Source organism: Streptomyces sp. NPDC048473 (genome assembly GCF_043200155.1).
Taxonomy (GTDB): domain Bacteria; phylum Actinomycetota; class Actinomycetes; order Streptomycetales; family Streptomycetaceae; genus Streptomyces.
In genome coordinates, this window is the sequence record NZ_JBICXE010000001.1 from 665,411 (window position 1) to 690,816 (window position 25,406).

Sequence of the window (25,406 nt, forward strand, 5' to 3'; positions counted from 1 at the left end):
GAGATGGCCGTACCGGACATCACCGCCAAGCGCCCGGGCGGGGCGCGGACCACCGCCCCGGTGCTTCAACTGGCCGGGCTCGGCTGGGGAGTCGGCGGGGCGACGATCGTCGAGGACGTCACGCTGAGCGTCCACGAGGGCGAGTTCCTCGCCTTCATCGGTCCCAACGGGGCCGGCAAGACTTCCCTGTTCAACCTGATCAGCGGGCTGACCACGGCCACGTCGGGCACGATCGCGCTGGACGGTACGGACATGACGGACCGCCCCGCGCACGCACGCGCGAGGCGCGGCATCGGCCGCACGTTCCAGACGTCCAGCCTCTGGCCGGGGATGACCGTGGCCGACCATGTCCGGCTGGCCGCTCAGGCGGCCGGGGGCGGCTCGTACCGGCTGTGGCGGCGCGCCTCCCCGTACACCGCCGAGGTGGACGGCGTACTGGAACGCACCGGCCTCGGCCACCGGGCGCACGCGATGGCGTCCGAGCTGTCGCACGGTGAGAAGCGGAAGCTGGAACTGGCGGTGCTGCTGGTGGGCGAGCCGCGGCTGATGCTGCTGGACGAGCCCATGGCCGGGGTGAGCGCGGAGGAGGTCCCCGCGCTGACCGAGCTGATCCGCACCCTGCACCGGGACGAGGGCCGCACCGTCCTGATGGTCGAGCACCACATGGACGTCCTGCTGGGCCTGGCCGACCGGCTCGCCGTGATGCACCACGGCCGGCTGCTGGCGCTGGACACCCCACAGGCCGTGACCGCCGACCCGACCGTTCAGCAGGCGTACCTCGGGGAGGGGCTGTGACGACAGGGCCCCTGCTCACCGTACGGGACCTGCGGGTCCTGATCGGCGGCCGGCACATCCTGCACGGCGTGGACCTGGACGTCGCCCGTCACGGGGTGACCGCGCTCCTCGGCCGCAACGGCGCCGGGAAGACCACGACCGTACGCGGCGCACTCGGCCTCGTCCCGCGCACCGGCAGCGTACGGCTGGACGGCGAGGAGACCGTGTCGATGCCCACCCACACCGTGGTGCGGCTGGGCATCGGTTACGCCCCCGAGGACCGGGGCATCTTCGCCGGACTGACCGTCGCGGAGAATCTGCGCCTGGCCGAGCGGCGCGGTGCGGGCGAGCCCGCGTACGCACTCGTCCATGAGCTCTTTCCCGAACTGAAGCGTCGGGAGCGGCAGTTGGCCGGGACACTGTCCGGCGGGCAGCAGCAGATGGTGGCCATCGGCCGCACGCTCCTGAACGGCAACCGGCTGATCATCGCCGACGAACCCACCAAGGGCCTGGCACCGAAGGTGGTCACCGAGGTCGCCCAGGTGCTGGAGCGGGCCGCCGAGGCGGTGCCGGTGCTGCTCGTGGAGCAGAACCTCGCCGTCGTGCGACGCCTGGCCGAGCACTGTGCGGTGCTCGCCGACGGCCGGACGGCCCATCAGGGACCGGCCGCCGAGCTGCTGGGCAATGCGGAGGCGGCACGGCGGCTGCTGGGCGTGGGACACGGCCCGCTCACTACGCACACCCTGGAGGCGGATTCCTGATGTCCACCGTCGTTCTGCTCACCATGACCGGACTCGGTCTGGGAGCGCTCTACTTCCTGATCGCATCGGGACTCTCACTGATCTTCGGCCTGATGGACGTGCTCAACTTCGCGCACGGGGCGCTGCTCTCCATCGGCGCGTACGGCACCTGGTGGGCGGCATCCGGCAATCTGCCCGGCGCAGGACCGGGCGGAGCGGGCTTCGTCCTCGCGGTCCTGTTCGGTACGGCAGTGGGCACCGCGGCCGCCGTGCTGCTGGAACTCGCCGTCGTCCGCCCGCTCTACACCCGGCCGCGCGAGCAGGTCCTCGCCACGGTCGGGGTGGGGCTCGCCGTCCCGGCGCTGCTGTCGGGGATCTGGGGCTCGGACGCCCGGACCTTCCCGGGGCCGAAGGCGCTGTCCGGCACCTTCGGGCTGCTCGGCGCCCAGGTGCCGGTCAACCGGCTGATGCTGGTCGCGGCGGCAGTCGTCGTACTCGTGGCACTGCGGCTCTTCCTCGGCCGCACCCGGCACGGTCTGGTCGTACGGGCCGGGGTCGAGGACCGGGCGATGGTCACCGCCCTCGGTATCGACGTGCGGAAGGCGTTCACGCTCGTCTTCGCGATCGGCGGCTGCGCCGCCGCGCTCGGCGGGGCGCTCGGCGGCCTGTACTTCGGCTCGGTCGACCCCCGTCAGGGCACCTCGCTGCTGATCTTCGCGTTCGTCGTGGTGGTCACCGGAGGCATGGGCTCGGTGACCGGCGCCGCCGTGGCGTCCGTCGTCATCGGCCTGGTCCAGCAGTTCGCCAACTACTACACCGCAGCGGGCCTCGGCGACCTGGCCGTCGTCGTCCTGCTCGCCGCGCTGCTGCTTCTGCGGCCGCGCGGACTGACCGGGAGGCTCGCGTGAGCACCGTCACCGAGACACACGACCGCACCGGCGAAAAACACACGGCCGCGCCGGGGCCCGGGAACACCGCCCGGCTGCTGCGCCGCTGGTGGCCCGCCGCCGCACTGCTGCTCCTCTTCGTCGCGCCGTACAGCGCACTGCCGCTGCCCGGGCTCCTGGACGGCCCGCTCGGCAGCCCCGGAAGTCTTCAACTCCTCGCCACCTGCCTGCTGTTCGGAGCGCTGGCGACGGGCTACGACCTGCTGCTCGGCCGCACCGGGCTGCTCTCCTTCGGGCATGCGCTCTACTTCGCCGCAGGCAGCTATGCCACCAATATGTTCCTGCTGGAGGCGGGCCTCCCGTTCGCCGTGTCCGCACTGCTCGGCCTCTGCTTCGGGATCGCGCTCGCGCTGGTCCTGGGGTCGGTGAGCCTGCGGGTCACCGGCATCGGCTTCTCCATGGTGACGCTGGCCTTCGCCCAGGCGGGCTCGATCCTGGTCTCCCGCAACCCCGGTGGATTCACCGGCGGAGAGGAGGGCCGGGCCGCCCCCGCCGATCTGCTGCCGTCCGCGCTCGTGGGCATCGAACACACCGCGAACCTCTACTGGGTGGCACTCGCCTATCTGGTCCTCACCCTCGCCGTCGTCCACTGGGCGGTCCGCTCCCCCACCGGACGGGTCTGGGAGGGCATCAAGGAGAACGAACGCCGGGTGGAGGTCCTGGGGTTGAAGCCGTACGGCTTCAAGCTGACGGCCTTCGTCCTGGCGGGCGCGCTGGCCGCGCTGGGCGGCCTGGTGCACCTGCTGCTCACCGGCGGCTCGACCCCCCAGACGACCACCTCCGACTTCACCCTCTCCCTGCTGGTGATGGTGGTGCTGGGCGGATCGGGCACCCGCTGGGGCCCGATGGCCGGCGGCATCCTCTACACCTGGGCCGATCACCGGCTCGGGGATCTGGCCGGGTCGGGCGCGGTCGCCGATCTGCCCGCGGTGCTGCGGGTGCCGCTCTCCCAGCCGCTGTTCCTGCTCGGTGTGCTGTTCGTGGCCGTGGTACACCTGCTGCCCGGCGGCCTGGCCCGGCTGCCGTCCCGGCTGGCCGCGGTACGCCGCGGGCCCGCCGCCACCGAAACACTCCCGGCCCGGAAGGAGAACGGACGCCCGTGATTCCGCACGAAGAGGTACAGGTCCCCGTGGCCGGGGGCGAGTTGGCGGTACTGAGGTGGCCGGCCCGCGAGCCGGACGCACCGGTCGTCGTCGCCCTGCACGGCATCACGGCCAACGCACTGTCCTGGGGCCCGGTGGCGAGGCTGCTGGACGGCCGCATCACCCTGATCGCCCCGGATCTGCGCGGCCGGGCCGGGAGTTCCGCTCTGCCGGGACCGTACGGGATCGCCACGCACACCGATGACATCGCCGCCCTGACCGCGGCCCTGGGCCTGGACCGGGTGGTGCTGGCGGGCCATTCGATGGGCGCGTTCGTGGCGGCGCTGGCCGCCGTACGGCATCCGGAACGGTTCGGGCCGCTGCTGCTGGTCGACGGCGGCATCGGCTTCCCCGCCCCGACCCATCTCTCCCCGGACGAGCTGATGACCGCCGTGATCGGCCCGGCCATGGACCGGCTGTCGATGACCTTCCCCGACCGGGCCGCGTACCGCTCGTTCTGGAAGGCGCACCCCGCGTTCGCGGGTGCGTGGTCGGCCGAGGTGGATGCGTACATCCAGCGCGATCTGACCGGGGACGAACCCGCCATGCACTCCACCTGCCGGATCGAGGCGGTACGCACCGATGGCGTCGGCCTCTTCGACGAGGAGGTACTGACGGCGGTACGGAAGCTGCCGGCTCCGGCGACGCTGCTGTGGGCACAGCGGGGCCTGATGAACGAGGAGCAGGGCCTGTACGACGAGACCCGCCTGGCAGCGGCCGACCTCGGGGGCACGGAGGTGACACCGGTACCGGTACGGAACGTCAACCACTACACACTGCTGACGGGCGACACGGGCGGCGGCGAGATCGCCCGCCACTTGCTGACCATGTCCGGCACTTGAGGACACCACGAACCCACCCGCGCGCTACCCAGCCCGCCGCGCAAAATCAAGCCCGCCCTGCGCTTGAGGACACCTTCCGACCCGCCGCACAAAATCAAGCCCACCCGGCGCTTGAGGACACCTTTCCGACCCGCCGCGCAAAATCAAGCCCGTCCGGCGCTTGAGGACATCTTTCAGCCCGTCCGGCGCTTGAGGACAAAGACAACGGAACGCACCCCGAGCGGCCGGACGGCCCCTACCGCTCCCGCCCGCCCGCCAACAAGTGCAACCGCAACGCGAGTTGCAGCTCCAACGCCCGTCCGGGCTCGTTCCAGTCCCGCCCCAGCAGCACCTGCACCCGGTCCAGCCGCTGCACCACCGTGTTGACGTGCACGTGGAGTTCGTCCTTGGCACGGATGAGACTGCCCCCGGACCCGAAATAGGCACCGAGCGTACGCACGAGATGAGTGCCGCGCTGCGCGTCGTACTCCAGCAACGGCCCCAGCGTCGCCGAGACGAAGCCATCGACGTCCTGGGCGTTGCCCAACACCACGCCGAGGAAGCCGAGTTCATCGACGCACGCGCCTTCCCCCGTACGCCCCAGGACCCGCATGGCGCGCAGGCAGCGGGCGGCCTCCCCGTATGCGGAGGCCAGCTCCCGGGCGCCGCGGGCCGGCCCGGTGGCGGCGACGGTGACGGGGGCCTGGGTCAGCTGCCCGAGCTGGGCCGCCGCCGCGCGTGCCGCGTCACCGGCGGCCGGGCCGGGCGAGCCGGCCTCTATCAACAGCACCACGTTTCCCGCGTGTTCGGCGCTCACCCCGTGGATGTCCCCGCCGAACAGATAGCGCATCGCGGCAGGGGCCAGCCGCTCCCGGGCTCCGCCCTCGGCCACCAGCAGCAGATGCGGGCGGTCGAGGTCGATGCCGAGGCGCCTGCCGCGTTCGGCGAGTCCGGCCGGGTCGCGGTCCGCTTCGGTCAGCAGATCGGTGATCAGCTCTCCTCGGATCCGGTTCTCGGTCTCGGCGACCGTGCGCCGCAACAGCAGAAGGAGTCCGGTGACCACCGAGGCCCGCTCGAACAGCCGCCGGTCGGAGTCGTCGAGCTGTTCGCGCCGGTGCAGGACCAGACCGGCCAGGAGTTCCCGTCCGGCGAGGACCGCGCAGATCCACCGGCCGTCGCGTTGCACGGCGCGGGCACCCGTACGGGACTCCTCGGCGGTCTCGGCCAGCCACCCGGCATCCATGCTGTCGGCGGCGAAGTCCACTCCGTCGGGGCGGACCGCCGCCAGGGGCCGCCCGCCCGGGTCGTGAATGGTGAGCGGGGAGTCCAGCAGTCCCGCGACCGCCGCGGCGACATCCTTGACGTCACGGCCGCGCAGGACCAGGTCGGTCAGCCGGTCATGGGACTCCTCGGCCCGCTGCATGGCCGCCGAGTGGGCCCGTACGGCCGCATTGGCCTCGGCCAGCTCGGCGTTGGTTTCCGCCAGTTCGTCCAGCGCGGAGCGGGTGTCGGCGAGCGCGCGGGCGGTGTCGATGGCGATCGCGGCATGTGCGGCGAGCGAGCACAGCAGGGCGACCTCGTCCGGACTGAAGACGCGGGGTGCGCGGTCGGCCGCGAAGAGGACGCCGATGACCTTTCCCGTACCGCCGCGGCTGGAGCCGAGGAGCAGGGGCACACCCAGGATGGCGACGAGCCCCTCGTCCAGTACCCCGGCGTTGATGTTGCGGGTGTGGTGGAAGCGGTCGTCGGTGCGGTAGTCGGGGGTCGCGTACGGGCTCGCGGTCTGCGCCACCAGACCGCCGAGCCCGTGGCCGAGCTCCAGCCGCAGCCGTTGGAAGAGCACCGACACCGACCCGTCGGTGACCCGCATATAGGTGTCCCCCGCCTCCTCGTCGGGGAGCGTGAGATACGCCGTGTCCGTGCCGAGCAGCATCCTGGCCCGGCGGACGATCGCCTTCAGCACGTCGTCCAGGTCACGGGATGCGGCCAGATCGCCCGCGGTGTCGAAGAGCGCGGTGAGCTGGAGCTCCCTGCGCCGGTGCTGCCTCAGGGCGCCCCTGATCCGCAGGGCGGTGGCGGTGGCCCGCTCCACCTCAGCCAGATCGCCCGCGGGCACACCGGCGGCCCGCGCCTGCGAGGAGACGGCGCCCAGCGTCTCGGCAGGGGCGTCGTCGGCCAGCAGGTCGAGGAGGCGCCGCAGATGGGGCGCGGCGGAGGCGGACGGTTCAGACATGGGCGGCCATCGTTCGTAGAGGTCGTCGGGGTCGTAGGGGTCGGGGGGCGGGGGGATCAGTTGGCGGTCCAGCCGCCGTCCATGGAGAGCGAGGTGCCGGTGATGTGCCCGGTACGCGGCCCGCAGAGCCACAGCACGGCCTCGGCGACGTCGTCGGGTTCGATCAGGCGCTTGATCGCGCTGCGTTCCAGCATGACCCGGCCCACCACCTCCTCCTCGGAGATGCCGTGCGTACGGGCCTGGTCCGCGATCTGGTTCTCGACCAGGGGGGTGCGTACGTACCCGGGGCTGACGCAGTTGCTCGTCACCCCGTGCTCCGCCGCTTCGAGCGCGACCACCTTGCTGAGCCCCTCCAGTGCATGCTTCGCCATCACATAGGCCGATTTGTAGGGGCTGGCCCGCAGGCCGTGCACGGACGAGATGTTGACCACGCGTCCCCAGCCGCGTTCGTACATGCCCGGCAGGGTCCGGCGCAAGATGCGGAACGGGGCCTCCGCCATGACGCGCTGGATCAGCACGAAGCGGTCCGGCGGGAACTCGTGCACGGGGGCGACATGCTGGAGCCCGGCGTTGTTGACCACGATGTCCGCGTCGGCAGGCAGCGTGTCCACCGCGTCGGGGGCGGAGAGATCGACCACCCATGCCGTCCCGCCGATCGCCTCGGCCAGGTCCTTGGCGGCGTCGGCGGCCTTGTCCACCACATGGACATGGGCGCCCGCGGCGGCCAGGGCCTGTGCGCAGGCTCGCCCGATACCGCTCGCGGCACCGGTCACCAGGGCGGTGCGCCCGGCGAGGAACCGGTCTGCGGGCGACGGCGAGGGACCGGCGGCGGGCGGCGGGACGGTGGGCGGGGCGGCATGCGGGGCGGGCCCGTGGTCCGGGCTCTGAGGAGTCTCCATGGTCGTCACCGTAAGGAGACCGAAGCCCACGTCACACGGGGTCGGTGCACACACCGTCGTACGTCGGCATGGTGGCGGCGTACATGGTGCGGGCCCGGGCGGGAGCCGTCAGTGGGCCGCGTCCAGCGCCGCCCGCTGCTCCGCGGTCAGCTCCAGGTCCACCGCTGCCAGGCTCTCGTCCAGCTGCTCGACCGAGGAGGCGCCGACCAACGGGACGAACGGGACGTCGCCGCCGATGAGCCAGGCGAGGACCACCTGGTTGACACTCGCCCCGGTCTCCTCGGCCACCGCACGCAGCGCCGCCTGCCGCGCGGCGGTGCCCGGGTGGTCGAACTCCGGGCCCAGCGGCTTGTCCGCACGGACGTAGGCACCGGCCAGCAGCGGCGAGTAGGCGACCGGCACGAGTGCGGGTTCGGCCCGCAGATAGCTGAGCAGGTCCCCGCCGGCCACGCCCTCCCGGCCGTCCGGGGAGCGCCGGCTCGGCAGGTCCGTGCGCTGCCGCAGATAGCTGTGGTGGTACTGGAGGACCTCGTAACCCGGCAGTCCGGCGTCCGCGGCGATCGTGCGGGCCCGTTCCACCTGCCACGCCCAGTGGTTGCTCACTCCGAGCAGTCCGACGGTGCCTTCGGTGACCAGTTCCCCGAACGCCTCGACGGTCTCCTCCATCGGCACGTCCCGGTCCTGGACGTGCGCGTACAGCAGGTCCAGTTTGTCCACGCCGAGGTGTTCCCGGCTCTGCTCCGCGGACTCACGTATCACCTTGGCCGAGAGCCCTTCGATGCCCTGGGAGAAGTCGGTGGCGGGGACGTTCGGCCGGGCGCCGACCTTGGTGGCGATGACGATCTCGTCCCCGACACCACGGCTGCGGCGCCAGCGGCCGAGCAGCTTCTCGCTCTCCCCGCCCCGGGTGCCGTTGACCCAGAACGCGTAGTTGTCGGACGTGTCGATGAAGGTTCCGCCGGCCTCGGCGTACCGGTCGAGGATCGCGAACGACGTCGCCTCGTCGGTGAGCGTGCCCATCAGCATGGCGCCGAGGCTGAGCACACTCACCTGCCGGCGGGTGGTGGGGTCGGTGCCGATGGTGCGGTAGCGCATGCGGGTCCTTTCCCAGCAGCCCGTCTGAGTACGGGCGTTGACCGGGAGTCTGCATGCTGGAGCGCGCTCCAAGTCAACACGCGCAAGGGCGGCGCCGCACACAGCCGGGACCGGGGAGTGTCCGCCGGGCCCATGGGCGCGGGAGACCCCGCCTCGTAGCGTCCGCCCCGCACTCATCACAAACGCACATACCCCGCACTGTCCGAACAGGGAGGCACCCGTGCGCCCATCGATCCTGCGACGCCTGCTCCGGCGCGTCGCGTCCACGGCCGCGCTCGCCCTCGTCGCGGCGACGCTGAGCACCGTGGGGGCCGCCCAGCCGGCCGCTGCCGCCGGTGGTCTGCAGCAGGTCACCGGCTTCGGCACGAACCCCGGCAATCTGCAGATGTACGAGTACGCCCCCGCAGGTCTGCCCGCGAACGCACCGCTGGTGATCGCCCTGCACGGCTGTACGCAGACGGCCAACGACTACTACACCGACTCGGGCTGGCCGAAGTACGCCGATCAGTGGGGCTTCGCTGTGGTCTTCCCGCAGACCACATCCGCCAACAACGCACTGTCCTGCTTCGGCTGGTTCGACCCGGCCGAGGACACCCGGGGCAAGGGCGAGGCCGCCTCCATCGTGCAGATGGTGGAGCACGCGAAGCAGCAGTACGGCTCCGACGGCCGCCGGGTGTACGTCACCGGCCTCTCGGCGGGCGGCGGCATGACCGCCGACCTGCTGGCCGCGTACCCGGACGTGTTCGCGGGCGGCTCCGTGGCCTCGGGCCTGCCCGCCCAGTGCGCAACGAGCCAGGCGGCCGCGTCCGGCTGCCAAACGGGCCCGCAGAAGCTGACGCCCGCGCAGTGGGGCGACAAGGTACGCGGCTCCTACCCCGGCTACTCGGGCCCCTGGCCCCGCGTGGCGATCTGGCAGGGCACGTCCGACTTCACGGTGTACCCCGCCAACGCCACGGCCCTGCGCGACCAGTGGACGGACGTCTGGGGCATCGGCCAGACCCCGTCGTCCACGGACACCCTCCCCGGCAACACGACACGCAGCATCTACAACGACGCCTCCGGGAAGCCCGCCGTGGAGACGTACTCCATCTCCGGCATGGGCCACGGCCTGGCCGTGAGCCCCGGCTCGGGCACCGACCGGTGCGGCACAACGGCCGCGTACTTCCTGAGCGCCATCTGCTCGACGTACTACACGGGCGTCTTCTGGGGCCTGGACCAGGGCACACCCGGTGGCGGCGGCCAACTCCCCGCCCCGTCCGGCCTGCAGGTCACAGGCGTCACGGCGAACAGCGCCTCACTGTCCTGGAACGCGGTCCCGGACTCGGCCTCGTACGCGCTCTACCGCAACGGCACGAAGGTCGCCTCCCCCACCTCCACGACGTACACGGACACGGGCCTCACCGCCGGTACCGCCTACCGGTACACGGTGGCAGCGGCCGACGCATCGGGCACACCCGGCATCACGTCACCCCAGGTGACGGCGACCACGACCGGCTCCACGCCCGCGCAGTGCTTCACGGCGACCAACTACGCACACGTGACCGCGGGGAGGGCGCACACCACGGGAGGCTATGTGTACGCCAACGGCTCGAACGAGAACATGGGCCTGTACAACGTCTTCGTCACGCACACGCTGAAGGAGTCACCGGCGGGATACTTCGTGATCGCCGACACCGGGTGCACGACGTAGACGGACAGCAACTGGGCGGTCATGGCCCGGGGTTCGCGGTGCTCGCAGTGTTCGCGGCGTTCGCGGGGGTCTTCGCAGGGCCCAGCTCGCGGATGATGCGGGTCAGGTCGGCCGGGGCGGCCGCGAGGCGGACCGGTGTGCCCGCGTCGTCGAGTTCGGCGATGTGCCAGCTTCTGGGGACGCTGTCGCCGTCGTCGCCCCGGGCACGCCGCAAGTCCTTGACGGTGAGCCGCTCCACCGGTATCCGTTTCGCCGCGAACCGGCCCGGGCCCGGGTGGGGTGTCACCGCTGGCGGGCCGCCTCCGAGGACGATGTGGGTGCCGAAGCCGTGCGGGTTGTAGTCGGTGTGTTCCAGGAAGCGGGCGGCCAGGAACACCTCCTCCTCGGCGAACCCTTCAATCGCTCCGGCCTCTCCGGGCGTACGGACGCGGGTGGCGTGCCAGGCCCAGGTGAAGAGGCCCAGCGTGGCCGGCAAGCCTGCGGCCGCCCATGTGATCGCTACGGGAGAGGCGAGCAGGGTCGTGGGGTGGAGGTAACAGAGCGGCAGCAGCCACAGGGCTGTACCGACGAGCACGCCCGCGAACGGAAGGGCCGACGGGATGACCTCGTCGTCGGGCAGCCGGCGCCCGCGCAGGCGCAGCAGCACCTGGGCGCCGGGGTAGCCCGCGGCGAGGACGCAACCGGCCGCGATGACGGCCAGGTCCCCGGCGGCGGGGATGTGCTCGCGCCACACGTGGCGCTCTCCGGCGACCTCCCTCACCCTGCCGCGCCAGAAGGTCAGTTCGACGCTGTCGCCGGGCTGGAACTCCTGGGCGTCCTCGCGCGAGACCGCGAGTCGCTCCAGCGGCCGGCTGTCGGCGAAGTACAGCCAGCTGCGCCGCTTGGGCCGGTTGGCCTCGGTCTGCGCGATCACGGACCGCAGGGTGGTCAGGCACTCACCTCGCTCCGTGGCGGGCGTCTCGGCGGTGCACGGGGTGGCCGCCTTCCACGCCTGCGCATCGGACGCGGTGCTCGGTACGAACCACGCGGCCAGGCCCGCGCACGCGAGCAGCAGCACGCACAGGCCCACCGACCCGGCCCAGCCGCGCCCGGCGGTGCGGTACGAGACGACGGGGATGTGGTTCGACTCCGGGGCTCCGTAACGGCGGTGCAGCGCGCGGAGCGCGTCCAGTTTCGCGTCGAAGTCCGGGTCGTCGGAGGACCAGCCCTGCGGCAGGGGCAGGAGCCGCTTGTGTCCGTCGCGCAGCACCAGGATGACGCGCCGGACATCCTGGATCCGGGAGTTGTTCGCGTACTTCAGGCGTACGCGCAGGTCGGCGACGTCGCGCCACGGCACACTACGGCGGCGCAGCAGCGTCCGGGAGTGCAGGCCGTACGCGTCGGCGCTCACCTGGGCGGTGACCGCGCGGAGCGACGCGATGCCCACCAGCGCGGGAAGCAGGCCGACGCCCAGCCACACGTCCAGGCCCGAGTACGCCATGCGCACCACGGCCAGGCTCACCCCGGCCGCACCGAGTCCGACGAAGGACCACAGGGTGCGCCTCCGGAGGGGACGGCAAGTCACTTCCCGGACATCGGTCATGCGTGGAATCCTGCCATCGGCCGGGCCGCACTTGCTTGTGCAGTATCCGGCAGCTTCCTGGCCCGCAACACTGCCGACTGCCTACGCGGTGAAGCCCCGATGCGACTGGTGGAGAACCATATGTGCGGGGGCCGCGTCATCCGGAATCCACGGTGCCTGACATTCGGCTTGTTTTGCGTTTGTTCACGTTGGTGTGCGAGAGGGAGCGTGGCACCCTTGGGCGGTGCTGCTCACGGATCACGAACATCGCATCGAATTACGCCCGCTGCGCTACCGGTTCCCGGCGGTCATCGGCGACCGGTTCGACGACAACTGGCTGGTCGTCGGAGGTGAGGTGACCACGCCCGAGGCCAGTTGGTCCTTCGACGACCCATGCCTGCTGGCCGAAGAGGCACGCCAGATCTCGCCGTGGCTGCGCGCCGCCGGCGGAGAGACTCTGACGGGCACGCTGCCGGATCTCTCCTTCCTTGAGCCCGTTCTGTCCTTCAGTCATGCCGCGGGGCGCCGTGGTGTCGGGGCAGTCCGAGTACACCTCAGCTACGAGGCAGCACCCGCCTGGCGGTCGGGCGGCAAGAGCTCGGACGAGTGCGTGATCGAGATCAGGGCCACTGCTGAAGAACTGCGCCGGGCAGCGGACGAATGGGACCGCTGCCTGGCGCCGTTCCCGTCCCGCTGACCCGTCCGCCGAGCCGAGTCGGAGATTCACGGGAACACCCCTCAGGTCGCGTCGAGTTCGGCGAACTCCGCATCGGTGAGCTTCAGGTCGGCCGCTGCCGCCGAGTCACGAATGGTGGCCGGCCGGGACGACCCCGAAATCGGGACGACGACGGGGGACTTGGCCAACTCCCATGCCAGACACACTTTCTGCGGGCTGACCTCGCGTTCCTCGGCGATCCGGGCGAACGCGGCGTACGAGGAACCCAGGCCCCCTGCCCGGGAGATGCCCGAATCGGCGTACGGCACATTCGGGTCCGGCACGTGCAACTGGTAGAGCCCGAGGGCGTCCACACCCAATCGCTTGAGCGAGCCCTCGCACGCCTCCCGCAGGGTCGCGGGATCCCCGTTGAAGGACCATGCACCGTCGGCTTCGCGTGCCGCTCCGCCCTTCGTGCCGACCAGCACCTCGGAGGTGTCTGCGCCGTACGCCGCGAGCGCCCGGGCGATCAGCGACTCGTTGTGTCCGGTCTCGGAGGAGTTCAGGCAGTACGACATGGCCGTGTCGATGAACGTGATCCCGGCGTCGAGCGCGGCGTGGATGGTCGCGACCGCGCGCTCCTCATCCGGCCGCCCTTCGATGGACAGTGGCATCCCACCGAGCCCGATGGCGCTGACCACGGCGCTGCCGATGCGGCGGTTGTGCATGTCTGTCCCCCCTTGGGGTGTCGCGGTGCGAGGCCCGCGACTTCACGCCTCCGGGCTCATCTCCACCGCCGTTCCACAGACAGGGCCCGGCACGTACGCATTACGCGCCCACCCCGCCCCTGGACCGCCTCGACGACCTCGGGCCACTGCCGGACGGCATCACCGGCCGCGGCCTTCCTCGACCGGCCGGGTGGCGGCCTGGAGAAGCCGTCGTCCGAGAACGTGGATGGCTTCTCGTAGTTCACGTGGCCCGGCAATGCGGAACGGCGCCTTGATCGCTGTGAGTTGTTCGGCGTACCAGTCCGGTTCGTCGGTGGTGGCGACGAGGCGGGTGTGGTCCGCGTCGATTGCCTCCAGGCGACCCAGGTTCCGCGGGATCCACCCGGCGACCGTGGTGGCGGGAGCATCGATGAAGACCTCCACCTCGTGCTTCCACCCTTCGGCAAGGTGTTCTTCGAGTGTCCCCACCGGGTCGGGATCAGCCGGCGGGGTGAACGTGTCGTCAAGAACGTCGACTGCGGTAACCCGGTCCACCCGGAGGACTCGTCTGGCGTTCTTCGTGTGCGACCAGCACAGGAGATACCACCGGCCATGACGCACGACGACGGCCCACGGATCGACTTCCATCACCCGTTCCTCTGCGTGACCCATGCGGTATCCGAGTCGCAGCCGGCGACGCGAGGCACAGGACTGAACGAGGACGGCCGTGGTTTCGGGGCTCGGTCTCGCGGCGCCGGGATCCGGACCTCGTGCGCTCACCCGCCGGACGGCGTCGGCCGGCTCGGCGACCGGCTCGGGAAGAACGCGGATGATCTTGCCGAGCGCGTTCTCCACCGGGTCGGTCGTGTCGGCCGCGCCGTGACGCCCCTCCAGTACGGCCATCACGAGCCCAAGGGCCTCGGGAGTGGTGAACATCAGCGGCGGAAGCCGAAGACCACGACCGACGCGGTAACCCCCGTAGGGGCCCCGCGTGGACTCGATCGGGACACCGGCCTCCCGCAGGATGCCGACGTACCGGCGGGCCGCCCGCCCCGAGACACCGAGCCTGTCGGCCAACCGGTCCGCCGTGATGCCGGGGCTGTTCTGGATCAGCTCAAGAACCAGGAGCGTCCGAGCGGTCGGGCTCGCGTCGGGCACCATCAGCAATCACTCCAGATTCCGGAAGTAGATCGTCCGGAATAGACCGTACCGTGCGGACCATGAGTGACAACAACGAGTCAGTTCTCGCTGAACCTCCCGTCGCGGGCGACGAGACCGCCACCCTCCTGGGCTCCCTGGAGCGCCAGCGCGCAACGCTGGCGTGGAAGTGTGGAGGACTGGACGCGGCCGGCCTGAGGGCGACGGTCGGCGCCTCGTCGATCACCCTGGGCGGGCTGCTCAAGCACCTGGCCCTCGTCGAGGACGACTATTTCTCCGGGCGGCTGTTCGGGCGTGAGCCGGGGGCCCCGTGGAACATGGTGGACTGGGACGCCGACCCCGACTGGGAGTGGCGCTCGGCCGCCGAAGACACCCCCGAGCAGCTCTATGCGCTGTGGCAGGACACCGTGGCCCGCTCCCGCTCCCTGGTCGCGGAGGCGCTGGCCGACGGCGGCCTGGACCAACTCGCCCGGCGTATCCGGCCCGGCGGCCGGGCGCCCAGCCTGCGGCGCATCCTGATCGACATGGTCGAGGAGTACGCGCGGCATGTCGGCCATGCCGACCTCATCCGGGAGTCGGTGGACGGGCTCGTCGGAGAGGACCCGCCGCGGTGACGTTCATATCTCCCGGACAGGCCGACTCAGGAGCGACATGGTTGCGATGACGCCAGGCACGACCCAGCAGGTCACAGATGACCAGATCTCGATCGTCCCCGCCAACGAAGCCTCATGGGACGACCTGCAGGCGATCTTCGGCACAACGGACCATCCGTCCAAGTGCCAGTGTCAGCGCTTCAAGATCCGGGACTCCCGGTGGCGCTCGGTCTCCGTCGACGAACGCGCCGAGCGGCTGCGCGAGCAGACCGGTTGTGGCGGTGCGGGTGCTCCTTCGACGAGCGGCCTCGTCGCCTGTCTCGATGACGAGCCGGTCGGGTGGTGCGCAGTCGAGCCCCGAACGTCCTGCCCACGCCTGCTCCGTGCCCGCGTCCCCTGGACCGGCCGGGACGAGGACAGGACCGACGACGGCGTCTGGGCCGTGACCTGTTTCGTCACCCGCAAGGGCTTCCGCCACCGCGGCATCACCTACGTGCTCGCACGCGCCACGGTCGATTTCGCGCGCGAGCGCGGCGCTCGCGCGCTGGAGGCGTACCCGATGATCACCAAGCCGGGACTGGAGATCACTTGGGGAGAACTCCACGTCGGCAGCCGCAATGTATTCGCCGACGCGGGGTTCGCCGAGGTGAACAGGCCCACACTCAGGCGGGTCGTCATGCGGATCGGCTTCTGACCGTCACCCTCCCGCCTGCTCCTCCCTCTACTCCTCCGGTGGGAAGACGACCTCCCCCGAGTCGATCAGCGTGATCGTGATCGCCTCGACCGGGCATCCCTCGGCCGCGGCGAGGACTTTCTCGTTGGCGTCGGTCTCCGGGGCTGCCGGGTGGGACTGCCGGGCGGAATCCAGCGCGAATCCGCCCGGGGCGTGGTGCACGCACATCCCGGAGCCGATGCAGACCCCGCGGTCGATCTCCACGGCCCAACGGTCCCCCATCACGCCCCCTCGTATCCGGCCGGCAGATGGATCATCTTGTGCTCGAAGTACTCGGCGTATCCCTCGGGGCCGAACTCCCGCCCCAGACCGGAGTTCTTGTAGCCGCCGAACGGGCCGAGCATGTCGAGGCTGAAGGTGTTCACGCTGTACGTGCCCGTCCTGACCCGGCGGGCGATGTCGATGCCGCGTTCGGTGTCGGCGGTCCAGACGCTGCCGCTGAGGCCGTAGTCGGAGTCGTTGGCGATCCGTACGGCCTCGGCCTCGTCGCCGTACGGCAGGAGGCAGATGACGGGGCCGAAGATCTCCTCGCGGGCGATGCGCATGGAGTTGTCGACGTCGCCGAAGAGGGTCGGCTCGACGTACCAGCCCCGCTCCTGGGACGCCGGACGGCCGCCGCCGGTAAGGATCTTGGCGCCCTCGTCCTGGCCGATCCGGATGTAGTCGAGTGAGCGCCGCTGCTGGCGCTGCGCGACGAGGGGGCCGAGTTCGGTGGCGGGATCGAGCGGGTCGCCGACCTTCAGCGCACCCGCTGCGGCGGCGAACGCCTCGGCCATCTCGTCGTAGCGGGAGCGCGGGAGGAGGATGCGGGTCTGGGCGACGCACGCCTGGCCGTTGATCATCCAGGCGAAGGGGACGATGCCCGCGACGGCCGCGTCCAGATCGGCGTCGGGGAGGATCACGGCGGCGGACTTCCCGCCCAGCTCCAGCGTGACCCGGGTGAGGTTGCGGGAGGCGACCTCCATCACCCGGCGCCCCGCGGCCACGGACCCGGTGAACGACACCTTGTCGACGCCCGGATGCCCGACCAGGTACTCGCTGACCTCACGGTCGGCCGGAAGGATCGACAGCACCCCCTCCGGCAACCCGGCCCCGGCGGCGATCTCGGCCAGGATGTAGGCGTCCAGCGGGGATTCGGGTGAGACCTTGAGCACGGCGGAGCAGCCGGCCAGCAGCGCGGGCGCGAGCTTGGCGGCGGCGGTGAACTGCGGAACGTTCCACGGCACCACGGCCGCGACCACCCCCACCGGCTCCCGGCGCACCAGCAACGGCCCGAGAACCCCGTCCCGCCGCTCTTCGTACGGGAAGGTGCGGGCGACGGTGATCGCCGCGTCCCACACCATCATCGCGGCGAGCGCCTGCACCATGATGCTGGACGTGTACGGGGTGCCGTTCTCCGAGCTGATGACCCGGGCGATCTCCTCGTACCGTACGGCGAACGCGTCCTTGATCCGGCTGATCACCGCGATCCGCTCGTCCACGGCCATCCGCGCCCAGGGCCCCTCGTCGAACGCCCGCCGAGCGGCGGCGACGGCCCGGTCCACATCCCCCTCGCAGGCGTGCGGCACCCGGCCGATGACCTGTTCGGTGTGCGGAGAGATGACCTCGATGACATCCCGGCCCAGCGGATCGACCAACTCCCCGCCGATGAACAGTTTTCCGTGTTCGACAAGCTCGGTCATGGCTGCTGCCTCCCGCGACCCGGCACGATACCTGACTCTGTGTCAGAACTGATACCAGTTCCAGTTCCAGGAGTCCACGGCTGCGACAGCGTCCGCCCGGGTCACCAGCGGATCGGTTCCCCATCGCCTCCAGCACACGCAGGGCAGGGACGCCGCCCAGAGCGGTCGCATCGCGAACAGCCGCCATACCCACGGCAGTCGCCACACCAGATCGAACGGTGCCCCGAGCACAGACCGCAGTACAACGCGATCGGGCGCTCCTGCGACGACCCGAACGCACCGGAGCCCAGCAGCCTGGTCGTGGCCGCTTCCGCCGTGGTGACGGACGAGGCGGGACGGATCCTGTTGCAGCGACGGCGGGACAACGGCCTCCGGGCCCTGCCGGGTGGGGGCATGGACCTGACCGACTCGCTGCCCGGCACTGCCGTTCGGGAGGTCAAGGAGGAGACCGGGCTCGATGTGGAGATCACCGGCCTCGCCGGTACCTGCACGGGCCCGAAACACGTCATCGCCTACAGCGACGGGGAGGTGCGCCGTCAGTTCGCCGTGGTGTTCACGGCGCACATCGTGGGCGGCGAACCGGGCATCTCCGACGAGTCGACGGACCCCCGCTTCGCCGGCCCCGAGGAATTGGACGCGCTGCCCATGCATCACACCCAGCGGCTGAGGCTCGAACACTTCCGGGAGCGCCGGGCGACGCAGTATCCGGGGTGAGCTCCCAACTCCTCAGGCGCACTTGATAGATAGTCGACTGGGGCTACTACTGAAACAAGTTCTCGTTACAGTGGGCGCGGTGCACCGCACAGTCGTACGTCCGGTGCGCCGACCAGGCCGCGGAGAGAGATGGGGAGCCCATGACGCAGGTGACCGACCACGGCGGGGGCGTACACAGCATCAAGGTCCCCATCCCGGACAATCCGCTCGGCCACACCCTTGTGCATGTCCTCGACACCGATCGCGGGCCGGTCCTGATCGACACGGGCTGGGACGATCCGGAGGCGTGGGACACGCTCACCGCCGGGCTCGCCGCCGTCGGTGTGGGTGTCGGCGACATCCACGGTGTGGTCATCACCCACCATCACCCCGATCACCACGGTCTCTCCGGGCAGGTGCGCGAGGCGTCCGGGGCCTGGATCGCCATGCATGCGGCGGACACCGCGATCGTGCGCCGGACCCGTGAGTCCCGGCCGGGCACCTGGCTGACGTATCTCTCGGCGAAGCTCACCGCGGTCGGTGCGCCCGAGGAGCATCTCGCGCCGTTGCGGGCCGCCGCGGCCAAGGGGGGCCGGATGCGCACCCTGCCCGGACTGCGGGCCGCGCTTCCGGACCGGGAGATCGTTCCCGGCGAACTCCTCGGTCTGGCGGGCCGCAGACTGCGGGCCATCTGGACGCCGGGGCACACGCCCGGCCATGTCTGCCTGCATCTGGAGGAGGAGCATCCGGGGAATCTGCCCGGTCGGGGCCGGCTCTTCTCCGGGGATCATCTGCTGCCGGGGATCAGCCCTCACATCGGGCTGTACGAGGACCCGGACGACGCCACGGTCACCGACCCCCTCGGCGACTACCTCGACTCGCTGGAGCGCATCGGCAGGCTCGGGGTCGCGGAAGTGCTGCCCGCCCATCAGTACGCGTTCGCGGATGCCGCCGGGCGCGTACGGGAGCTCCTGGACCATCACGAGGAGCGGCTGACCGGGCTGCTCGGGCTGCTGGCCACCCCGCTGACGCCGTGGGAGCTGGCCGAGCGGATGGAGTGGAACCGGCCCTGGGAGCAGATCCCGCACAGCTCGCGGAACATCGCCGTCTCGGAGGCCGAGGCCCATCTGCGGCGCCTGGTGAAGCTGGGGCGCGCGGAGGCGGTGGCGGGGAGCGAGCCGGTGACGTACGTCGCAGTGTGACGGGGGCTCTCGCCCCGGTGGGCGGGAGAATGGGGGCCGGCGCTCCTCCCCACCCCGGTCCGGGAAAACCGCGTCCCGGTAGAGTGGGCGAGTCGTCATCATGCCCGTTCAGGGGGAAGCCGGTGCAAATCCGGCACTGACCACGCAGCCGTGAACCGTCGGGAGACGGTGAGTCGGAATGCCCTGTCCGCGGTCGTGACCGGCTCGCACCACCGGAACCCCGGTGGTCGGCACCGTCGAGGTATACGGAGCCGGAGCCTGGTGCGTGAGCGTGCCTGTGCCCGGATCCCCCGCAGGAGAGGCCCCGCCCGCCATGACCGTACGCCGCAGCGCAGCAACGCTCGCCGCCACCGCCACCATGCTCTGTGCGGCCGCTGCCCCGGTCGCGGTCGCAGCGCCGTCCCCGTCGCCCTCACCGTCCGTCGCACTGCCTTCCGGGCTGTACGGCACGAAGGACCCCACGTACGACGGTGTCTGGCGGCAGTCGCTGGCCTTCCTCGCCCAGCGGCTCGAGGGTGTCACGCCCGCCACGAAGTCGGTGGACTGGCTGATCGCCCAGCAGTGCGCCAACGGCGCCTACGCTTTGTACCGGCCCGACGTCTCCCAGCCGTGCACCGGGAAGACCATGCTGGACACCAACGCCACCGCGGCCGCCGCCCAGGCACTCGTCGAGGTGGGCGGGCACCGGGACATCGTGAACAACTCGGTGCGCTGGCTGAAGTCCGTGCAGAACGAGGACGGCGGCTGGGGCTACACCGCGGGCGGGGCCAGTGACGCCAACTCCACCTCGCTGGTGATCGGCGCCCTCGCCCGGCAGGGCCAGCGGATGGCGGACATCACGACCCCGGGCGGCAAGACCCCCTACGACGCGCTGCTGGGGCTCGCGATCCCGTGCGGCGGCAAGGACGGCGGCGCCTTCGCCTACCAGCCCGACAAGGCCGGCAAGCTCGCCGCCAACGCGGACGCCACCGCGGCCGCCGTGCTCGGCACGATGGGCAAGGCCCTGGCCGTCGGGGACAACGCCGCGGTCAAGGCGCCCAGCTGCCACCCGGGGTCCGGGCTCACGCCCGAGCAGACCGCACAGAACGGCGCCCACTTCCTCGCGGACACCCTCGCGACCAGCGGTCATCTCGACCTGGCGCCGATGCCCGGCGCCACCGACTCCACCCCGCAGCCCGACTTCGGCAACACCGCGGACGCGGCCGTCGCGCTGTCCGCCGCGGGCCACCAGGACAAGGCTGCCAAGGCCGTGGCCTGGCTGAAGAAGAATTCCGGGGCCTGGGCCGAGCAGAACGGTCCCGCCGCCTACGCGCAGCTGGTCCTGGCCGCGCACGCGGCCGGCGCCGACGCCCGCGACTTCGGCGGCGTCAACCTGGTCGACAAACTGAACGCGACCGGTCCCGCCCCCGCGGCCATCATGACGCCCGACCCGTCCGCCGACACCGGGTACGTGGCCACGGAGAAGGACCAGGTCCACAGCGGGGACGACGTGATCGGCGGCGTGTGGTGGTACGTCGGCATCGGCCTCGTCGTCGGTGCGGGCGCCGGCTTCCTGATCAGCGGCCGCCGGAAGAACCAGCAGCTGTGAGGCGGGCCAAAAGGGCCGCCGCTCTGCTGGTGGTCCTGGGCGCCGTCCTGGCCGTGCTCGGCGCGGGGACGGCCCAGGCGGCCGGGTACCGGTACTGGTCGTTCTGGGAGGGCTCCGCCACCGGCTGGACGTACGCCACCCAGGGCCCGTCCCTGGTCCGGCCGGACGACGGCGCGGTGCAGGGCTTCCGGTTCTCGGTGAGCGAGGACTCCCAGGACTCGGCGCAGCCACGCCGCTCCCCCGGCTTCGCGAAGATCTGCGCGGACACCCCGGCCGAGGCCGGCACCAAGCGGGTCGCGCTGGTCATCGACCCGGGCACGGCCGGGGACGCCCCGGCCGGTGAGACTCCGCCCACGCTGCGCACCGCGTGCGCGCAGGTCGCCCCGGACGCGAGCGCCGCGGAGGCGCTCGCCTCGGTGGCCAAGCCGCTGCGCTACAGCAGTGACGCGCTGCTCTGTGCCATATCCGGCTATCCGGGCTCGGGCTGCGGCGAACAGGTTTCGGGCAACGGGCACAAGGCGCCCGAGCCGTCCGCGTCCCCGGCCGCCTCCGACGGCTCGGGCGGCTCCGTCGGCGGACCGTCCGCCGGGGTGCTGGTCGGGGTCGGTGCCGTTCTCCTCCTCGGCATCGCCGCAGTCGTGCAGGCCCGCCGCCGCCGCGGATGACCGCCCCGACCACCGCCTCGGCCACCGGCCCGGTCCGGCCGCGCCGCCCGCTGCGCGCCCCCGAGGCGACCCGGAGCAACGCCCTGCCCGCCGGGGCCTGGTGGCTGTGGGCGCTCGGCCTCGCCACCGCCGCGTCCCGGAGCACCAATCCGCTGCTGCTCGGGCTGCTGGTGGGGGTGGCGGGCTATGTGGTCGCGGCGCGCCGGACGGATGCGCCGTGGGCCCGTTCGTACGGGGCGTTCATCAAGATCGGGCTGTTCGTCGTCGGTGTGCGGCTGGTCTTCTCCGTCTTTCTCGGTTCGCCGATCCCCGGTACGCATCCGGTGTTCACACTCCCCGAGGTGCCGCTGCCCGACTGGGCGAAGGGCGTCAGGATCGGTGGCCGGGTCACCGCCGAGCAGCTGCTCTTCGCGCTGTACGACGGGGCGAAGCTGGCCACCCTGCTGATCTGCCTCGGTGCGGCGAACTCGCTCGCCAACCCGGCCCGGCTGCTGAAGTCGCTGCCGGGTGCGCTGTACGAGGCGGGGGTCGCCGTCGTCGTCGCGATGACGTTCGCGCCGAACATGGTCGCCGATGTGGTGCGGCTGCGCACCGCACGACGGCTGCGGGGCCGTCCGACCGGCGGCATCAAGGCGGTCCTCCAGATCGGACTGCCGGTCCTGGAGGGCGCGTTGGAGCGGTCGGTCGCCGTGGCGGCCTCGATGGACGCGCGCGGATACGGGCGCACCGCCCAGGTCCCGCGCGCCGTCCGGCACACCACGAACGTCCTCACGCTCGGCGGGCTGCTCGGGGTGTGCGCGGGTACGTACGGTCTGCTGGCCGCGCAGGGTGCGGTGTACGGGTTGCCGCTGCTGATCGCCGGGCTCGTCGCCGCGATGGCCGGGCTGCGGCTCGGCGGGGCCCGCTCGGTCCGTACCCGCTACCGGCCCGACCGGTGGGGTGTGCGGGCCTGGCTGGTGGCGGGTTCGGGGGTCGCGGTGGCGGTCGCGATGATCTGGGCGGGCGGCGCCGATGCGGAGGCGCTGCACCCCGGAGTCGTGCCGCTTGCCGCACCGGTGCTTCCGCTGTGGCCCGCGGCGGCGGTGCTGATCGGGCTGCTGCCCGCGGTGGTGGCGCCCGTGCCGCCCCCGGTGGGCGCCCCGAATTCCAAGGAGAGCCAGTGATCCGGTTCGAGCATGTCTCGGTGCAGTACGAGGGGACGGAGCGCCCCACCCTCTCCGGGGTCGATCTGACCGTCCCCGAGGGCGAGTTGGTGCTGCTCGTCGGCCCGTCCGGGGTCGGCAAGTCGACGCTGCTGGGCGCCGTTTCCGGTCTCGTACCGCACTTCACCGGCGGCACGCTGAGCGGCCGGGTCACGGTCGACGGGCGCGACACCCGTACCCACAAACCACGCGAACTCGCCGATCTGGTCGGCACGGTGGGCCAGGACCCGCTCTCCCACTTCGTCACCGACACGGTCGAGGACGAGCTGGCGTACGGGATGGAGTCACTGGGCCTCGCCCCCGATGTGATGCGGCGGCGGGTCGAGGAGACCCTCGATCTGCTGGGTCTGGCCGGGCTGCGCGACCGGCCGATCGCCACGCTCTCCGGCGGCCAGCAGCAGCGGGTCGCGATCGGCTCGGTCCTCACCCCGCACCCGAAGGTCCTGGTCCTCGACGAGCCGACGTCCGCGCTGGACCCGGCGGCGGCCGAGGAGGTACTCGCCGTGCTGCAGCGGCTGGTGCACGACCTGGGTACGACGGTCCTGATGGCGGAGCACCGCCTCGAAAGGGTGGTCCAGTACGCGGACCAGGTCGTCCTGCTGCCGTCGCCGGGCGCCGCTGCGGTCATGGGCGCGCCCGCGGACATCATGGCCGTCTCCCCGGTCCACCCGCCGGTCGTCGCGCTCGGCCGGCTGGCCGGGTGGGAGCCGCTGCCGCTCTCGGTCCGCGATGCCCGGCGCCGGGCGGCGGGCCTGCGCGCGCGGCTGGCGCAGGCCCAGCCACCCGCTCCGTCGCCCGTGCCGGCCGGGGCGGCCGTGGCCGCGCTGCCCACCGCCCCCGCCCCGGCGCGGCGCGGCGCCCTCGCCCGGCTGCTGGGCCGCGGCGCGCCGACCACCGCCAACGCTCCCGGGCCCGTCGACGATGCCACGGCCCGGGTCGAGCGTCTCGGCGTACGGCGCGGGCGCGTCGAGGCGCTGTGCCGGGTGACGCTCACCGTCTCCCCCGGCGAGACCGTCGCTCTGATGGGCCGCAACGGGGCGGGCAAGTCGACCCTGCTGGCCGCGCTCGTCGGCATGGTCGAGCCCACCACGGGCACCGTCCTCGTCGGCGGCCGGACCCCGCACCGTACGCAGCCGCGCGAGATGGTGCGCCGGGTCGGGCTCGTACCGCAGGAACCACGCGATCTGCTGTACGCGGACACGGTCGCCGCCGAGTGCGCCGCGGCCGACGCCGATGCGGGCGCCGCCGCGGGCAGCTGCCGGGCCCTGGTCTCCGAGCTGTTGCCCGGCGTGCCGGACGACACCCACCCCCGCGATCTCTCCGAGGGCCAGCGCCTGGCGCTCGCCCTGGCCGTCGTGCTCACCGCGAGGCCCCCGCTGCTGCTCCTGGACGAGCCGACCCGTGGCCTGGACTACGCGGCGAAGGCCCGGCTGGTCGGGGTGCTGCGCGGCCTCGCGGCCGAGGGCCATGCGATCGTCCTGGCCACGCACGATGTGGAACTCGCCGCCGAGCTGGCGCACCGGGTGGTGATCCTCGCCGACGGGGAGATCGTCGCGGACGGGGAGACCCGGCAGGTGGTGGTCTCCTCCCCGGCGTTCGCCCCGCAGACCGCGAAGATCCTCGCCCCGCAGGAATGGCTGACCGTGACGCAGGTGCGCGGCGCGCTGGGAGCCACGTCATGAGTGGGCGCCGGACCCGGCCGGTACGTCTCGGGCCGCGCGCGATCGCCGCGCTCGTCCTCATCAGTGCGATCGGTGTGGTCGCGTTCGGCTGGCCGCTGCTGGCCGGTGCGGACTCCGGTCTGGCGCACTCCCAGGACGCGCCGTGGCTGTTCGCCGCGCTGCTGCCGCTGCTGGTCGGCGTGGTCGTCGCGATGATCGCGGACTGTGGCCTCGACGCGAAGGCGGTGGCGATGCTGGGGGTGCTGGCCGCGGTCGGCGCCGCGCTGCGCCCGCTGGGCGCAGGCACGGCGGGGCTGGAACCGATGTTCTTCCTGATGGTGCTGAGCGGCCGGGTGCTCGGGCCCGGCTTCGGCTTCGTGCTCGGCTCGGTGACGATGTTCGCGTCGGCGCTGCTCACCGGTGGAGTGGGGCCGTGGATGCCGTTCCAGATGCTGTCGATGGGCTGGTTCACGATGGGCGCGGGCCTGCTGCCGGGCCCGGACCGGCTGCGCGGGCGGGCCGAGCTGCTGATGCTGGCGGTGTACGGGTTCGTGGCGGCGTTCGCGTACGGCACGGTGATGAACCTGTACGGCTGGACGATCGTGCCCGGGCTCGGCTCGGGGATCTCCTTCCACCCGGGTGACCCCCTGTCGGAGAACCTGGTCCGCTTCCTCGCGTACTGCACGGCCACGTCGCTCGGCTGGGATCTGGGCCGGGCCGTGCTCACCCTGGTGCTGACCCTGACCATCGGCGCGACGCTGCTGAAGGCGCTGCGCCGGGCCACGCGCCGCGCCGCCTTCGAGGCCCAGGTCACATTCGACGTCCCCGGCGAGTGAGGACTCCCACAGGGCCTTGGTCCTCCACGGCCCGGGGTAGTAGCCGCCCCGGCCCCGTACAGACCACCCCATATCCCCTCCGACCTGCTGTGACGCCTTTGGGGTGATTCGACTGGTTCGGGACCTTCG

24 protein-coding genes and 1 riboswitch are annotated in these 25,406 nt (G+C 71.9%); of the genes, 16 read left to right on the forward strand and 8 right to left on the reverse strand.

Translation table 11 applies throughout. The features are described from left to right. Positions 1-3 precede the first annotated feature (3 nt). Genes ACGFU7_RS03060 through ACGFU7_RS03080 form a run of 5 tightly spaced genes read left to right on the forward strand, consistent with a single transcriptional unit; the run spans position 4 to position 4,445 of the window. Entirely contained in the window at positions 4-795 is a 792-nt protein-coding gene (locus tag ACGFU7_RS03060; RefSeq protein WP_393691688.1) for an ABC transporter ATP-binding protein, read from the forward strand. Then, on the forward strand, positions 792-1,535 hold the full coding sequence (locus ACGFU7_RS03065; RefSeq protein ID WP_393691690.1) for an ABC transporter ATP-binding protein: 744 nt from the start codon (positions 792-794) through the stop codon (positions 1,533-1,535). Before ACGFU7_RS03060 ends, ACGFU7_RS03065 begins: the two co-directional genes overlap by 4 nt. Further along, positions 1,535-2,422 (forward strand): branched-chain amino acid ABC transporter permease, encoded by an 888-nt coding sequence (locus tag ACGFU7_RS03070; protein WP_393691692.1) that lies wholly within the window; start codon positions 1,535-1,537, stop codon positions 2,420-2,422. Before ACGFU7_RS03065 ends, ACGFU7_RS03070 begins: the two co-directional genes overlap by 1 nt. Beyond that, positions 2,419-3,564 carry a branched-chain amino acid ABC transporter permease gene (locus ACGFU7_RS03075; protein ID WP_393691694.1) on the forward strand — a complete coding sequence of 382 codons (1,146 nt, stop codon included), beginning with the start codon at positions 2,419-2,421 and terminating at the stop codon, positions 3,562-3,564. The genes ACGFU7_RS03070 and ACGFU7_RS03075 overlap by 4 nt, the downstream gene beginning before the upstream one ends. Continuing rightward, positions 3,561-4,445: an alpha/beta fold hydrolase gene (locus ACGFU7_RS03080; protein WP_393691696.1), complete on the forward strand. Its 885-nt coding sequence runs from the start codon at positions 3,561-3,563 to the stop codon at positions 4,443-4,445. The genes ACGFU7_RS03075 and ACGFU7_RS03080 overlap by 4 nt, the downstream gene beginning before the upstream one ends. A 235-nt stretch (positions 4,446-4,680) precedes the next feature. Here ACGFU7_RS03080 and ACGFU7_RS03085 read toward each other — a convergent pair whose 3' ends face one another. From ACGFU7_RS03085 to ACGFU7_RS03095, 3 genes are all read right to left on the reverse strand, one after another. Beyond that, on the reverse strand, positions 4,681-6,657 hold the full coding sequence (locus ACGFU7_RS03085; protein WP_393691698.1) for a helix-turn-helix domain-containing protein: 1,977 nt from the start codon (positions 6,655-6,657) through the stop codon (positions 4,681-4,683). Between the two features lie 56 nt (positions 6,658-6,713). Next, positions 6,714-7,556: a 3-hydroxybutyrate dehydrogenase gene (locus tag ACGFU7_RS03090; RefSeq protein WP_393691700.1), complete on the reverse strand. Its 843-nt coding sequence runs from the start codon at positions 7,554-7,556 to the stop codon at positions 6,714-6,716. 108 nt (positions 7,557-7,664) lie between these two features. Next, positions 7,665-8,651 carry an aldo/keto reductase gene (locus ACGFU7_RS03095; protein WP_393691702.1) on the reverse strand — a complete coding sequence of 329 codons (987 nt, stop codon included), beginning with the start codon at positions 8,649-8,651 and terminating at the stop codon, positions 7,665-7,667. A 220-nt stretch (positions 8,652-8,871) separates the two neighbouring features. Between ACGFU7_RS03095 and ACGFU7_RS03100 the strand changes: the two genes are divergently transcribed. Further along, a complete protein-coding gene (locus ACGFU7_RS03100) occupies positions 8,872-10,341 on the forward strand; it encodes a PHB depolymerase family esterase (protein WP_393691704.1) in 1,470 nt (489 codons plus the stop codon). A gap of 19 nt (positions 10,342-10,360) precedes the next feature. On the opposite strand, the gene ACGFU7_RS03105 is transcribed toward ACGFU7_RS03100, so the two are convergent. Then, positions 10,361-11,923 (reverse strand): PH domain-containing protein, encoded by a 1,563-nt coding sequence (locus tag ACGFU7_RS03105; protein ID WP_393691706.1) that lies wholly within the window; start codon positions 11,921-11,923, stop codon positions 10,361-10,363. Between the two features lie 223 nt (positions 11,924-12,146). Between ACGFU7_RS03105 and ACGFU7_RS03110 the strand changes: the two genes are divergently transcribed. Then, positions 12,147-12,599 (forward strand): hypothetical protein, encoded by a 453-nt coding sequence (locus tag ACGFU7_RS03110; protein ID WP_393691708.1) that lies wholly within the window; start codon positions 12,147-12,149, stop codon positions 12,597-12,599. A 41-nt stretch (positions 12,600-12,640) separates the two neighbouring features. On the opposite strand, the gene ACGFU7_RS03115 is transcribed toward ACGFU7_RS03110, so the two are convergent. Next, positions 12,641-13,285, reverse strand: a complete 645-nt coding sequence (locus tag ACGFU7_RS03115; protein WP_393691710.1) for an aldo/keto reductase — start codon at positions 13,283-13,285, stop codon at positions 12,641-12,643. 159 nt (positions 13,286-13,444) lie between these two features. Beyond that, the gene (locus ACGFU7_RS03120; protein ID WP_393691712.1) at positions 13,445-14,425 is read right to left on the reverse strand and encodes a helix-turn-helix transcriptional regulator; all 981 of its coding nucleotides are present in this window, start codon (positions 14,423-14,425) and stop codon (positions 13,445-13,447) included. Positions 14,426-14,484: 59 nt separating this feature from the next. Between ACGFU7_RS03120 and ACGFU7_RS03125 the strand changes: the two genes are divergently transcribed. Further along, complete coding sequence (locus tag ACGFU7_RS03125) at positions 14,485-15,036, forward strand: DinB family protein (protein ID WP_393691714.1); 552 nt, start codon at positions 14,485-14,487, stop codon at positions 15,034-15,036. Between the two features lie 46 nt (positions 15,037-15,082). Beyond that, the gene (locus ACGFU7_RS03130; RefSeq protein WP_393691716.1) at positions 15,083-15,709 is read left to right on the forward strand and encodes a GNAT family N-acetyltransferase; all 627 of its coding nucleotides are present in this window, start codon (positions 15,083-15,085) and stop codon (positions 15,707-15,709) included. A gap of 27 nt (positions 15,710-15,736) precedes the next feature. On the opposite strand, the gene ACGFU7_RS03135 is transcribed toward ACGFU7_RS03130, so the two are convergent. After that, complete coding sequence (locus ACGFU7_RS03135) at positions 15,737-15,970, reverse strand: ferredoxin (RefSeq protein WP_393691718.1); 234 nt, start codon at positions 15,968-15,970, stop codon at positions 15,737-15,739. Continuing rightward, positions 15,970-17,430 carry an aldehyde dehydrogenase gene (locus ACGFU7_RS03140; RefSeq protein WP_393691720.1) on the reverse strand — a complete coding sequence of 487 codons (1,461 nt, stop codon included), beginning with the start codon at positions 17,428-17,430 and terminating at the stop codon, positions 15,970-15,972. The genes ACGFU7_RS03135 and ACGFU7_RS03140 overlap by 1 nt, the downstream gene beginning before the upstream one ends. 249 nt (positions 17,431-17,679) lie before the next feature. Between ACGFU7_RS03140 and ACGFU7_RS03145 the strand changes: the two genes are divergently transcribed. From ACGFU7_RS03145 to ACGFU7_RS03175, 7 genes are all read left to right on the forward strand, one after another. Beyond that, positions 17,680-18,144, forward strand: a complete 465-nt coding sequence (locus ACGFU7_RS03145; protein WP_393691858.1) for an NUDIX domain-containing protein — start codon at positions 17,680-17,682, stop codon at positions 18,142-18,144. Between the two features lie 140 nt (positions 18,145-18,284). Next, positions 18,285-19,325: an MBL fold metallo-hydrolase gene (locus tag ACGFU7_RS03150; RefSeq protein ID WP_393691722.1), complete on the forward strand. Its 1,041-nt coding sequence runs from the start codon at positions 18,285-18,287 to the stop codon at positions 19,323-19,325. A gap of 72 nt (positions 19,326-19,397) precedes the next feature. Beyond that, positions 19,398-19,531, forward strand: a riboswitch (cobalamin riboswitch). Positions 19,532-19,638: 107 nt separating this feature from the next. Beyond that, the gene (locus tag ACGFU7_RS03155; RefSeq protein WP_393691724.1) at positions 19,639-20,913 is read left to right on the forward strand and encodes a prenyltransferase/squalene oxidase repeat-containing protein; all 1,275 of its coding nucleotides are present in this window, start codon (positions 19,639-19,641) and stop codon (positions 20,911-20,913) included. Next, a complete protein-coding gene (locus ACGFU7_RS03160) occupies positions 20,910-21,578 on the forward strand; it encodes an SCO2322 family protein (protein ID WP_393691726.1) in 669 nt (222 codons plus the stop codon). Before ACGFU7_RS03155 ends, ACGFU7_RS03160 begins: the two co-directional genes overlap by 4 nt. Next, positions 21,575-22,741, forward strand: a complete 1,167-nt coding sequence (locus ACGFU7_RS03165) for an energy-coupling factor transporter transmembrane protein EcfT (RefSeq protein ID WP_393691728.1) — start codon at positions 21,575-21,577, stop codon at positions 22,739-22,741. The genes ACGFU7_RS03160 and ACGFU7_RS03165 overlap by 4 nt, the downstream gene beginning before the upstream one ends. Next, on the forward strand, positions 22,738-24,462 hold the full coding sequence (locus ACGFU7_RS03170) for an ABC transporter ATP-binding protein (RefSeq protein WP_393691730.1): 1,725 nt from the start codon (positions 22,738-22,740) through the stop codon (positions 24,460-24,462). Before ACGFU7_RS03165 ends, ACGFU7_RS03170 begins: the two co-directional genes overlap by 4 nt. After that, the gene (locus ACGFU7_RS03175) at positions 24,459-25,277 is read left to right on the forward strand and encodes an ECF transporter S component (protein ID WP_393691732.1); all 819 of its coding nucleotides are present in this window, start codon (positions 24,459-24,461) and stop codon (positions 25,275-25,277) included. The genes ACGFU7_RS03170 and ACGFU7_RS03175 overlap by 4 nt, the downstream gene beginning before the upstream one ends. Positions 25,278-25,406: the final 129 nt, after the last annotated feature.